At 71.6% G+C, this 11,884-nt stretch carries 10 protein-coding genes; 2 read left to right on the forward strand and 8 right to left on the reverse strand.

Features of this window, described 5'->3' with window-relative positions; genetic code table 11:
- Positions 1–58: 58 nt before the first annotated feature.
- The 4 genes from ruvX to ACIRPK_RS01885 are packed head-to-tail and all read right to left on the reverse strand — an operon-like array spanning position 59 to position 4,111.
- Positions 59–541 (reverse strand): Holliday junction resolvase RuvX, encoded by a 483-nt coding sequence (ruvX, locus tag ACIRPK_RS01870; RefSeq protein WP_403031511.1) that lies wholly within the window; start codon positions 539–541, stop codon positions 59–61.
- Positions 541–3,210: an alanine--tRNA ligase gene (alaS, locus tag ACIRPK_RS01875; protein ID WP_403031514.1), complete on the reverse strand. Its 2,670-nt coding sequence runs from the start codon at positions 3,208–3,210 to the stop codon at positions 541–543. The genes ruvX and alaS overlap by 1 nt, the downstream gene beginning before the upstream one ends.
- Positions 3,210–3,629 carry a DUF6167 family protein gene (locus tag ACIRPK_RS01880; RefSeq protein ID WP_403031517.1) on the reverse strand — a complete coding sequence of 140 codons (420 nt, stop codon included), beginning with the start codon at positions 3,627–3,629 and terminating at the stop codon, positions 3,210–3,212. The genes alaS and ACIRPK_RS01880 overlap by 1 nt, the downstream gene beginning before the upstream one ends.
- A 2-nt stretch (positions 3,630–3,631) precedes the next feature.
- Positions 3,632–4,111: a DUF948 domain-containing protein gene (locus ACIRPK_RS01885; protein ID WP_403031520.1), complete on the reverse strand. Its 480-nt coding sequence runs from the start codon at positions 4,109–4,111 to the stop codon at positions 3,632–3,634.
- Positions 4,112–4,673: 562 nt separating this feature from the next.
- Here ACIRPK_RS01885 and ACIRPK_RS01890 point away from each other — a divergent pair.
- Positions 4,674–6,824: an ATP-binding protein gene (locus ACIRPK_RS01890; protein WP_403031523.1), complete on the forward strand. Its 2,151-nt coding sequence runs from the start codon at positions 4,674–4,676 to the stop codon at positions 6,822–6,824.
- On the opposite strand, the gene rpsD is transcribed toward ACIRPK_RS01890, so the two are convergent.
- From rpsD to ppk2, 3 genes are all read right to left on the reverse strand, one after another.
- A complete protein-coding gene (rpsD, locus tag ACIRPK_RS01895) occupies positions 6,812–7,426 on the reverse strand; it encodes a 30S ribosomal protein S4 (RefSeq protein ID WP_184911720.1) in 615 nt (204 codons plus the stop codon). The two genes, ACIRPK_RS01890 and rpsD, sit on opposite strands and share 13 nt — an antisense overlap.
- Positions 7,427–7,737: 311 nt before the next feature.
- Positions 7,738–9,087, reverse strand: a complete 1,350-nt coding sequence (locus tag ACIRPK_RS01900) for a replication-associated recombination protein A (protein ID WP_403031526.1) — start codon at positions 9,085–9,087, stop codon at positions 7,738–7,740.
- Positions 9,088–9,118: 31 nt separating this feature from the next.
- Complete coding sequence (ppk2, locus tag ACIRPK_RS01905) at positions 9,119–9,928, reverse strand: polyphosphate kinase 2 (protein WP_403031528.1); 810 nt, start codon at positions 9,926–9,928, stop codon at positions 9,119–9,121.
- 186 nt (positions 9,929–10,114) lie between these two features.
- Here ppk2 and ACIRPK_RS01910 point away from each other — a divergent pair, with 186 nt between their 5' ends.
- Positions 10,115–11,008, forward strand: a complete 894-nt coding sequence (locus ACIRPK_RS01910) for a LysR family transcriptional regulator (RefSeq protein WP_403031531.1) — start codon at positions 10,115–10,117, stop codon at positions 11,006–11,008.
- 289 nt (positions 11,009–11,297) lie between these two features.
- Here ACIRPK_RS01910 and ACIRPK_RS01915 read toward each other — a convergent pair whose 3' ends face one another.
- The gene (locus ACIRPK_RS01915; protein WP_403031534.1) at positions 11,298–11,804 is read right to left on the reverse strand and encodes a GNAT family N-acetyltransferase; all 507 of its coding nucleotides are present in this window, start codon (positions 11,802–11,804) and stop codon (positions 11,298–11,300) included.
- Between the last annotated feature and the right edge of the window lie 80 nt (positions 11,805–11,884).

Consider the following 11,884-nt stretch of genomic DNA (forward strand, 5'->3'; position numbering starts at 1 on the left):
GAACGGGGCACCCGCGGAGTTCCGCAGGTGCCCCGTCCGGGACGCTAGACCAGAATGATCAGCTGACCGGCTCGACGCTCTCACCAGGGGCGCGACCACTCACCCGTTCGGTCTCAAGGGCGCTCTGCAGGATCACCACGGCGGCTGCCTGGTCGATCACCGAACGGCCCTTCTTCGAGCTCCGGCCGGAGGCCCGCATGGCCTGGGCAGCGGTGACCGTGGTCATCCGCTCGTCCACCAGACGGACCGTCACCGGGTAGACCAGCATAGCCAGCCGGCCCGCGTACTCGCGGACCTTGGCGGCGGCCGGGCCCTCCTTGCCGCTCAGCGAGCGGGGCAGGCCGACCACCACCTCGACGGCGTCGTACTCCTCGACGATCGCCTTGATCCTGGCCTGCGAGCGGCCGCCCGCCGGGACTGTCTCCACCGGGGTGGCGATCAGCCCGTCGGGGTCGCAGGACGCGACCCCGATCCGGGCGTCGCCGACGTCCACGGCGATCCGGCGGCCCCGGCGGAAGACCTTCTCCTCCTGAGCCTCCATCAGACGGCGCGCTCGGCGACCAGACCGCGGACGGCGGCGATCGCCTGGTCCACGGCGGCGGGGTTGGTACCGCCGCCCTGGGCGACGTCGTCCTTGCCGCCACCGCCGCCGCCGAGGGTCTTGGCGGCGACCTTGACCAGCTCACCGGCCTTGACGCCGCGGCCACGGGCGTCCTCGTTGGTGGCGATCACGGTCACCGGCCGGTCGTTGGCCACCGTGAAGACGGCGACCACGGCGGGGCGGGAGCCGAGCCGGGCCCGCACGTCGAGGACCAGCTTGCGCACGTCGTCGGCGCCGGTGCCGTCGGCGACCCGGGCGGCCACCACCGAGACGCCGTTGACGTCCTCGGCACCGGAGGCCAGACCGGCGGCGAGCGCGAGCACCTTCTCGGCGCGGAAGCGCTCGATCTCCTTCTCGGCGTCCTTGAGCTTGGCGAGCATGCCCGAGATCTTCTCCGGCAGCTCCTCCGGACGGCCCTTCACCAGCTCGGTGAGCTGGGCCACCACGGTGTGCTCCTTGGCCAGGAACCTGTACGCGTCGGCGCCGACCAGCGCCTCCACCCGGCGCACCCCGGCGCCGATCGACGCCTCGCCGAGCAGCTTCACCAGGCCCAGCTGGGCGGTGTTGCCGACGTGCGTGCCACCGCAGAGCTCCTTGGAGAAGTCGCCGATGGTCACCACCCGGACCGCGTCGCCGTACTTCTCGCCGAACATCGCGATGGCACCCGACTTGCGGGCCTGATCCATCGTCATCACCTCGGCGGTGACCTCGAGCTCGCGGGTCAGCACGTCGTTGATCTTCTGCTCCACGTCCACCAGCACCGAGCCCGGCACCGCGGCGGGCGCGCCGAAGTCGAACCGGAACCGGCCCGGGGCGTTCTCGGACCCGGCCTGCGCGGCGGTGGGGCCGAGCGCGTCCCGCAGCGCCTGGTGGGTCAGGTGGGTGGCCGAGTGCGCACGGGCGATCGCCCGGCGGCGGTCCAGGTCGATCTGGGTGAACGCCTGGGCGCCCAGCACGACCTCACCGACCACCACGCGGCCCTTGTGCACGACCACACCGGGGACCGGCGCCTGCACGTCGCGGACCTCGACCACGGCACCGGAGTCCAGCCGGATCCTGCCCTGGTCGGCCAGCTGGCCGCCGCCCTCGGCGTAGAACGGGGTGCGGTCGAGCACCAGCTCGATGTCGTCACCCTCGTGCGCGGCCGGAGCCGACACACCGTCGACCAGCAGACCGACCACGGTGGCCTCACCGTGCGACTCGGTGTACCCGGTGAAGACGGTGGCGCCCGAGCGGTCCGCCACCTCGCGGTAGGCGGAGACGTCGGCGTGGCCGTGCTTCTTGGCCTTGGCGTCGGCCTTGGCCCGGTCCCGCTGCTCCTTCATCAGGCTGCGGAAGCCGTCCTCGTCCACCGACAGGCCCTGCTCGGCGGCCATCTCCAGGGTGAGGTCGATCGGGAAGCCGTAGGTGTCGTGCAGCTGGAACGCCTTGGCGCCGGCGATCACGGCCGACCCTGCGGACTTGGTCTCGGCGACCGCCGTGTCCAGCAGCAGGGTGCCGCTGCGCAGCGTCTCCAGGAAGGAGGCCTCCTCCCCGACGATGACGGCCTCGATCCGGCCCTTCTCGGTGAACAGCTCCGGGTACTGCGGGCCCATCGCGTCGATGGTGATGTCCGCGAGCACCTTGGCGACCGGCTCGGTGGCACCCAGCAGGCGCATGTTGCGGATGGCCCGGCGCAGGATGCGGCGCAGCACGTAGCCGCGGCCTTCGTTGCCGGGGGTGACGCCGTCGGAGACGAGCATGACCGAGGTGCGGATGTGGTCGGCGACCACGCGCAGCGAGACGTCGGACTTGCTGTCGGCGCCGTAGGTGTGGCCGGTCAGCTGGGCGGCGCGGTCCAGGATCATCCGGCTGGTGTCGATCTCGAAGAGGTTGTCGACGCCCTGCAGGATGGTGGCCAGGCGCTCCAGACCGAGACCGGTGTCGATGTTCTGGTTGGGCAGGTCGCCCAGGATCGGGAAGTCGTCCTTGCCGGAGCCGGCGCCGCGCTCGTACTGCATGAAGACCAGGTTCCAGATCTCCATGTAGCGCTCGCCGTTGACGGCGGGTCCGCCCTCCTCGCCGTAGGCGGGGCCGCGATCGTAGTTGATCTCCGAGCAGGGGCCGCACGGGCCGGGGACGCCCATCGACCAGAAGTTGTCGGCCTTGCCCAGGCGCTGGATCCGCTCGGCCGGGACACCGATCTTGTCCCGCCAGATGGCCTCGGCCTCGTCGTCGTCCTGGTAGACGGTGATCCAGAGCTTCTCGGGCTCCAGGCCGTAACCGCCCTCCGCGACGGGGGTGGTCAGCAGTTCCCACGCATAGCTGATCGCCCCCTCCTTGAAGTAGTCGCCGAAGGAGAAGTTGCCGCACATCTGGAAGAAGGTGCCGTGCCGGGTGGTCTTCCCGACCTCCTCGATGTCCGGGGTCCGGACACACTTCTGCACGCTGGTCGCGCGGCTGAAGGGCGGCTTGACCTCGCTGAGGAAGTACGGCTTGAACGGCACCATGCCGGCCGGGACCAGCAGCAGGGTGGGGTCGTCGGCGACCAGGGACGCCGACGGAACAACGGTGTGGCCGCGCTCCTCGAAGAAGCGCAGCCACCGGCGGCGGATCTCTGCCGACTCCATCATTGGTCCTTCCGGTTGGTGGTTCCGCCGGGCAGCTCGTCGAGCTGACGCGGCGTCGAATCAACGGCCTGGGGGGTCTTGCGATGCTTGCTGGGGCGCAGGGCGGCAGCCGGGGAGCCGGGTGCCGCCGAGATAGCTCGGTACTGCGGCTCGCCGCGGAGCGCCCGTCGCCGGGTCGGCTCGACCACGGCGGTGCCGTCCAGCCCGAGGTCGCCGCGCAGCTGCTCCTCGCGCTCGGCCATCCCGGCCCGGACGTCGGCGGCGAACTGCTTGGCCGCGTCGCCCAGGTGCAGGGCGCCGCGCGCGGCGGTGCCGGACAGGCTGTCGGGGGTGAGCCGGTGCACGGCCTCGTTGGCCTTGTTCATGGCCCAGACGGTGGCGCCGGCGCCGACCGCCATCCAGAAGATGCGTCGCACCATGGTCAGCCCCTCACCGCTCGGCGGACCCGGCCCAGCAGTCCGCCACCGCGCGGCGCGGTGGCCGCCCGGACCTCGGCCCGGATCAACCGGGCCAGTTCCTCCCGCTCGCCCGCCTGCTGGGGCACCGTCAGACCGGCCTGCCGGCGGCTGACCGCCTTGCGGACGCCGTAGCTGAACGCGGCCACCTTCACCAGCGGTCCCCCGATGGTGGCGGCGACGGTGGACGACAGCGCGTTGGCGTTGGCCGCGGCGTCCTGCACGTTGGCGGTGATCTCGTCGACCCGCTCCAACTGCTCGTTCGCACTGCGGACGGCAGCCCCCGCGTCGGTCAGCAGCGGCACGGCCTGCTCGGTCACGGCGGCGACCAGCACGGTCGCCTCCCGCAGCACCTTCGAGAGCCGCACCAGCACCACGGCGAGCAGGGTGACCAGGACCGCCCAGAACACGGCCACCAACAGGCCGGCCAGCTCTCCCACGGACACCTTGCGCGCTCCCTACTTGCCACGTATCTCAGACTCGAACCCTATCGCGCTCCGCAACGAGTTACTCGCAGGGCTCGGGGCTGCGCCGCAGGCAGGCGCTCAGCGGTCCACTACCCAGGGGCTCGGGGCTGCACCATAGGCAGGCGCTCAGCCGTCAACTACCCGGGGGCTCGGGGCTGCACCATAGGCAGGCGCTCAGCCGTCAACTACCCAGGGGCTCGGGGCTGCACCATAGGCAGGCGCTCAGCCGTCGACTACCCAGGGGCTCGGGGAACTGCGAGGAGATCTGGCGTTCGGGTCACTGCGAAAGTCCCTGACCACCTACGCACGGATTACCTTCTCCGAGGCCGGCGTCGCAGTTCCCCGAGCCCCTGACTCCGTAGCGGGCTGAGCCACCTGCAAAAAGTTGGCGTCGCCCACGCGGCGGAGCCGCACAACAGCAGAGCCCCGAGCCCCTGCCTTCCGGACTGCCTGCTCATCAGTAACCCACCGGTGGGTCACCTCGTTGGGCGGGATGGCTCGTAGGTCGCGAGCCCTGGTCTCGGTCACGGGGGCGACGGAAGTGTTCAGTGCGACAGACCGGCTGCCCGCGGACCTGACCAGCTTCGTCGGTCGCGAGGCCGAACTCGCGGGTCTGGCAAGCCTGTTGTCGGCCGGTCGGCTGGTCACCGTGACCGGCCCGGGCGGGGTCGGCAAGACCCGGCTGGCGCTGCGCGCGGCCGCTGCGGCGGCGAGCCGCTTCGCGGACGGCGTCCGCCTGGTTGAGGTCGGTGCGGTCCAGGACCCGCTGCTGCTCGGGCACGCCGTGCTGGAGGCGCTCCGGCTGACCGACTCGACCGCCCGGCCGCCGACCGACGTGCTGGTCGAGCAGCTGGCCGACCGCGAGCTGCTGATCGTGCTGGACGGCTGCGAGCACCTGGTGGAGCCCTGCGCAGAGCTGGTGGCGACCCTGCTGCGGGCCGCGCCCGGGCTCCGGGTGCTGGCCACCAGCCGGGAGACCCTGCGGGTGCCGGGCGAGCACCGGATGCCGATCGCCCCGCTGCCGGTCACCGCCCCGGACGGGACCCCCGCCGAGGCGGTCCGGCTGTTCGCGGACCGGGCCGTCGCCGTGCTGCCGGGCTTCGAGCTGACCGACCGCAACCTGGCCGAGGTCACCCGGCTCTGCCGGCGGCTGGACGGTATCCCGCTGGCCGTGGAGCTGGCCGCCGGCCGGCTGCGGGCACTCTCCGTCGAGCAGATCGCGCTCCGCCTGAACGACCGGTTCCGGCTGCTCACCGGCGGCGACCGGGCCGCCCCCGAACGGCACCAGACGCTGCGCACCACGATCGGCTGGAGCCATGAGCTCTGCACGCCGAAGGAACGTTTAACCTGGGCCCGGCTCTCGGTCTTCGCCGGCAGCTTCGACCTGGAGTCGGCCGAGTACGTCTGCGTCGGCGAGGGCCTGGCCGCCGACGAACTCCTGGACCTGATCGGCGAGTTGATCGGCAAGTCGGTCCTGCTCCGGGAGGACGGCGAACTCGGCGTCCGGTACCGGCTGCTGGACACCCTGCGCGAGTACGGCGCCCAGTGGCTGCGCGCCACCGGCGAGGAGTACCGGCTGCGCTGCCGGCACCGCGACTGGTACCTCGGGGTGGCCAGCTGGGGCGAGATCGAGTGGTTCGGCCCGCGCCAGCAGGCGACCGCCGAGCGGACCAGGCTGGCCCACCCCAACCTGCGGACCGCACTGGAGTTCTGCCTGGCCGAGCCCGGCGAGGAGCAGCTGGCGCTGCTGCTGGCGGGCACGCTCTGGTTCTACTGGGTCGGCTCCGGCCACCTGGGCGAGGGCCGGCACTGGCTGGACCGGGCGCTCGCGCTGGCCCCCGAGCCGACCGAGGCCCGGGCCAAGGCGCTCTGGGTCACCGGGTATATGGCCACCCTGCAGGGGGACCTGGCCCGGGCCAGGCCCGCGCTGGCGGAGTGTCACCGGCAGGCCCTGGAGACCGGCGACGACCGGGCGCTGGCCTACGCCGTGCACCGGCAGGGCTGCGCCGCGCTGATCGGGGACGAACTCGGCCGGGCCACCCGGCTGTTCGAGGACGCGCTGTGGCACTACGACGCGATCGGCGAGCTGAACAGCAACGTGGTGATGGCGATGTTCGAGCTCGGCGTCGCCTACCTGTTCCAGGGCGAGACCGCGAGCGGCATGCGCTGGCTGGAGCGGGTCAGGGAGACCTGCGAGGAGCACGGCGAGCAGTGGGCGTACGCCTACGGGCTCTACGCGATGGCGTTCTCCAGCTGGACCGGCGGCGAGCTGCGCACCGCCCGGGCGCACGCCCGGGAGTGCGTGCGGCTCAACCACCTGTTCCGGGACCTGCTCGGGGTGGTGCTGGCACTCGACATGCTGGCGGTGCTGGAGACCGAGGGGCCGACCCCCGACCTGTACGAGGCCCGGGTGCTGCAGGGCGCGGCGCACCGGATCTGGCGGGCCGTCGGGAAGCCGTTCTTCGGCTCCACCTCGTTCAACGGCCCGTACCGGACCTGCGAGGAGCGGACCGGGGAGGGGCTGACCGAGCAGGAGTTCGCCGAGGCGTTCGCGCTGGGCGCCGCGCTCGACCTGGACCAGGCGGCCGCCCGGGCGCTGGGCCGCGAGTCGGTGGAGACCCCCAGGAACGGGCCGAGCCCCGCAGCCGAAAGGCCACGGGGCTCGGTACCGACTGCGGGTCAGCGCGAGTAGTACTCGACGACCAGCTGCTCGTCGCAGATCACGGGGACCTCACGACGCTGCGGGGCACGGTCCAGGCGGAACGCCAGGGCGCGGAGGTTGACCTCGAGGTACTTCGGGGTCTGACCCTCACCCGCGTAGCCACCCTCACGGGCGACCTGGAACGGGACCTTCTCCTTGCTACGCTCACGCACGGTGACGACGTAGCCCGGCTTCAGCTGGAACGACGGCTTGTTGACCTTGCCACCGTTGACCTCGATGTGGCCGTGAACGACCATCTGGCGGGCCTGGTAGATGGTGCGGGCGATGCCCGAACGCAGCACCAGCGAGTCGAGGCGGACCTCGAGCTCGGCGATCAGCGCGTCACCGGTCTTGCCCTCGGCCTTCTTCGCGCGGTCGAACGCGCGGGCCATCTGCTTCTCGCTGAGGTCGTACTGCGCGCGCAGACGCTGCTTCTCGGTCAGACGGACCTTGTAGTCAGAGTTCTGCTTGCGGCCACGGCCGTGCTGGCCGGGCGGGTACGGGCGGGCCTCGAAGTACTTGACGGACTTCGGGGTCAGCGGAATGCCCAGGGCACGGGCAATCTTGACCTTGGGGCGCTTCTGGTTCGCCATGAACCAAACCTTCCTTGCGAATGAATACGGCTGCACCAGGTGTTGATGGAGGTCGCTTCTCGCGACCAGGAGAAAAACCACCCCGAGGGGTGATCAGCCGCTCTCCTGGCCGGGCACATCCGTGCTTGCACACGTGCGGCCCATCGCCGGGAAGGTGATGGGCTGCCCGCGACACCGAAAACGGTGCGCAACGCTCCAGGAGACCCCCTGCGAGAGGGAGTCTCGGGCCACTGCCCCGCTGGTGCGGACGGTCGGTGGGCTCACGCTCACCGCCGTACCCGGGACAAGGCACTTCGGGACAGCATACAGGTTTACTGATCGCCCTTGAGTCGGGCCCTGGTCCACTCCACGGTGTCCGCGTACCGGGCCTCGCCGCCGCGCCTGGTCGGCCGGTAGTACTCCTTGCCGTGCACCGCGTCCGGCGCGTACTGCTGGCCGGCGATGCCCTCGGGCAGGTCGTGCGGGTACTGGTACCCCTGGGCGTGGCCGAGCTTGGCCGCGCCCTTGTAGTGCCCGTCCCGCAAATGCGGCGGCACCGGGCCGGCCAGCCCCTGCCGGATGTCCTCCAGCGCCGCGTCGATCGCCAGGTAGGCCGCGTTCGACTTGGGGGCCAGCGCCAGCGCGATGGCGGCCTGGGACAGGATGATCCGGGCCTCCGGGAAGCCGATCAGGGCCACCGCCTGGGCCGCCGCGACGGCCGTCTGCAAGGCGGTGGGGTCGGCCAGCCCGACGTCCTCGCTGGCCGAGATCATCAGCCGCCGGGCGATGAACCGCGGGTCCTCGCCGGCCTCGATCATCCGCGCCAGGTAGTGCAGGGTGGCGTCCACGTCGCTGCCCCGGATCGACTTGATCAGGGCGCTGGCCACGTCGTAGTGCTGGTCGCCGTCCTTGTCGTAGCGGACCGCCGCCTGGTTCACCGCCGTCTCGGTGGTGGCCAGCGAGATGGTCTCCTCACCCTTCTCCAGCGCCGCCCCGGCCGCCGCCTCCAGCGTGGTGAGCGAGCGGCGGGCGTCTCCCCCGGCCAGCCGGACCAGGTGGTCCTCCGCTTCCTGGCTCAGCGTCAGCCGCCCGCCCAGACCGCGCTCGTCGACCACCGCGCGGCGCAGCAGCAGCCGGATGTCCTCGTCGGTCAGCGACTCCAGCGTGAGCAGCAGCGAGCGGGACAGCAGCGGGGAGATCACCGAGAAGTACGGATTCTCCGTGGTGGCCGCGATCAGGGTGACCCAGCGGTTCTCCACGGCGGGCAGCAGCGAGTCCTGCTGGGCCTTGGAGAAGCGGTGGATCTCGTCCAGGAACAGCACCGTCTCCCGGCCGCTCATCCCGACCGCCCGCCGGGCGCCCTCGATCACCGCCCGGACCTCCTTGACCCCGGCGGTGATCGCGGAGAGCTCCACGAACCGGCCCTCGACGGCCTGGCTGATCACGTGCGCCAGCGTGGTCTTGCCCGTCCCGGGCGGCCCCCAGAGGATCACCGAACTGGTCGCGGCCGGGCCTCGGGTACTGGTCACCAACCGCCGCAGCGGCGACCCGTCCTTCAGCAGCTGCCGCTGCCCGGCCACCTCGTCCAGGGTGCGCGGACGCATCCGTACGGCCAGCGGGGCCCGCCCGGGCTCCTGGCTCTGGCGTTCCTCGGCGGCTGCGGTGAAGAGGTCCGGTTCCACGCCTGAAGGGTATGCCAGGGCGCCGACAGCTCTACTTCTTCAGCTTGGCGGCGTGGTCGGGCACGTACTTCTGCAGGTCGCGCGGCGGCCGCTGGTAGCCCCGGGAGGACGGCCGGGGCGGCAGCTCCACGTCGGGCAGGCTGACCTCGTGGTACGGCAGCGTGGAGAGCAGGTGGGCGATCATGTTGATCCGGGCGCGCCGCTTGTCGTCGCTCTCCACCACGTTCCAGGGCGACTCCGGGATGTCGGTGTAGACGAACATCTCGTCCTTGGCCCGGGAGTAGTCCTCCCAGCGTGAGATCGACTCGGTGTCCATCGGCGAGAGCTTCCAGCGCCGCAGCGGGTCCTCCAGCCGGTCCCGGAACCGCCGCTCCTGCTCGGTGTCGCTGACCGAGAACCAGTACTTGCGCAGCTCGATGCCCGCCTCGATCAGCATCCGCTCGAAGGTCGGGGCCTGGTGCAGGAACTGCCAGTACTCCTCCGGGGTGCAGAACCCCATCACCTTCTCCACCCCGGCGCGGTTGTACCAGCTCCGGTCGAACAGCACGATCTCGCCGGCGGCGGGCAGCTGCTCCACGTACCGCTGGAAGTACCACTGCCCGCGCTGACGCTCGGTCGGGACGGGCAGCGCGGCGATCCTGGCGACCCGGGGGTTGAGGTACTCGGTCACCCGCTTGATCGCGCCGCCCTTGCCGGCGGCGTCCCGGCCCTCGAAGAGCACCACCAGGCGGACCCCCTCGGCCCTGACCCACTCCTGGAGCTTCACCAACTCGCTCTGCAGACGGAGCAGCTCCTTCTCGTACGGCTTCTTCGGGAGTCTCTTCCTGCCGTCCGCCGCCATCGGGCCCTCCAGTCACGGGTGCTGATGAGCACTCACGTTACGGCCGATCAACCGCGCCCGCAGGTCGGCGCGGTCCGGCACCGGGAGACCCCTGTACTGCCGGTGCCGGAAACCCCGCCGATGAGTGGACCACCCTGCCGCAGCCCCGGCCCACGGGTCCAATTCCCCGTTCCATAACCTGGGGGCATGGACATCGACACCGGGTTGCTGCGCTCCTTCGCCGTGGTCTGCGAGGAGGGCCAGCTCACCGCGGCGGCGGCCCGGCTGTCCGTCTCCCAGCCGACCCTGACCAAGCAGATCCGGCAGCTGGAGGCCCAGCTCGGGGTCCAGCTGTTCGAACGCACCCGCACCGGTGTCACCCCCACCCCGGCCGCCGAGGCGCTGGCCGGCCACACGGCGGCCGTCCTGGCCGGCTGGGACGGCGCGGTCCGGGCCGCCCGGCAGGCCGCCACCGAGGCCGAGGGCCTGCTCCGGGTCGGTTTCGAGGGCAGCACCATCAACCTGGTCGGCCTGGCCACCATGGCCGAGTTCGGCCGGCGGATGCCCGGCTGGCAGGTCCGGATGCGGCAGAACAACTGGTTCGACGTCAGCTCCGGCCTCGCCACCGGCGAGATCGACCTCGCCCTCTGGCACGCCCCCGCCGACCTCGGCCCCGAGTACGCCGCCGCCCGGCTGGCCGTGGTCGACCGGATCGCCGTGCTCTCCTCCGAACACCCGCTGGCCGCCCACCAGGTCCTGGACGTCCGGGACGTGCTGGCCGAACCCTTCGTCGCCATCCCCGCCGAGGCCGGTTTCTGGCGCGACTACTGGCTGGGCGCCGCCGAACGCGACGGCCGCCCGGCCCGGATCGGTGCCGTCGCCCACAACGCCGACGAATGGCTCGCCGCCGTCGCCTGCGGCCAGGGCGTCGGCTTCGCCCCCGAGGCGATGCGCCGCCTCGCCTCCCGCCCCGACGTCGCCTACCGCAACGTCACCGGCCTCAGCCCCAGCCACGTCGGCCTCCACTGGCTCCGCGAACGCCCCCTCACCCGGGCCATGACCGCCTTCATCGACGCCTGCCGCGAAACCGTCCACCTCTAGGCTGTCGTGCGGCTCCGCCGCGCGGGCGACGCCGACCTTTTGGCAGGTGCTCACCGGCTACGGTCCAGGGGCTCGGGGAACTGCGACGCCGACCTCGTAAAAGGTGACCGTTGCGTAGGTGGTAAGGCACTTTCGCAGTGACCCGAACGCCAGATCTCCTCGCAGTTCCCCGAGCCCCTGGGTAGTGGACCGTTGAGCGCCTGCCTACAGTGCAGCCCTGAGCCCCTGGGTGGTCGACGGCTGAGCACCTGCATACAGCGCAGCCCCGAGCACCTGCCAGAAGAAAGCTTCAGACCGCGCTGAACGGCTCCGCATACCGACAGAGCCCCCGAGGACTACCGTCGTAGGCGGGCAACGCGAGGGCCTGGAAGTACTCCCCCGACACGTCGAACGGCCCCGTGAGCCCGTGCCGCGCCGCCGGGACGAAGCCGAAGCGGCCGTAGTAGTCGGGGTCACCGAGCACCACCACCAGCTTCTCGCCGGCCTCGACCGCCGCAGCGAGGGCTGCCCGCACCAGCAGGACGCCCACCCCCTTGCGCTGCCACTCCGGCGCGACCGCGACCGGCGCCAGCGCCAGCGCCGTCGCGTCGCCGACCTCCAGTCGGGTCAACAGCGCGTGCCCGACGATGAGTTCGCGTTCGTCCACGGCGACCAGCGACAGCGCGGGCAGCCAACTGCCGTCCCGCCGCAGGGCGTCCACCAGGTCGGCCTCGTCCGGTCCGGGGAAGGCGGCCATGTGCACCCGACGGGTCGCGGGTGCGTCCGAGGGGTGCTCAACTCTGGTGCTGACGTTCATGGTTGATCCTTCCACGCCTTTGTGGACGAGATGATACGAGGGCCCCGGCCGGTGCAAACCTCGCACCGAACCGGGGCCCT

The sequence above is a fragment of the Kitasatospora sp. NPDC101801 genome (genome assembly GCF_044766665.1).
Taxonomy (GTDB): domain Bacteria; phylum Actinomycetota; class Actinomycetes; order Streptomycetales; family Streptomycetaceae; genus Kitasatospora.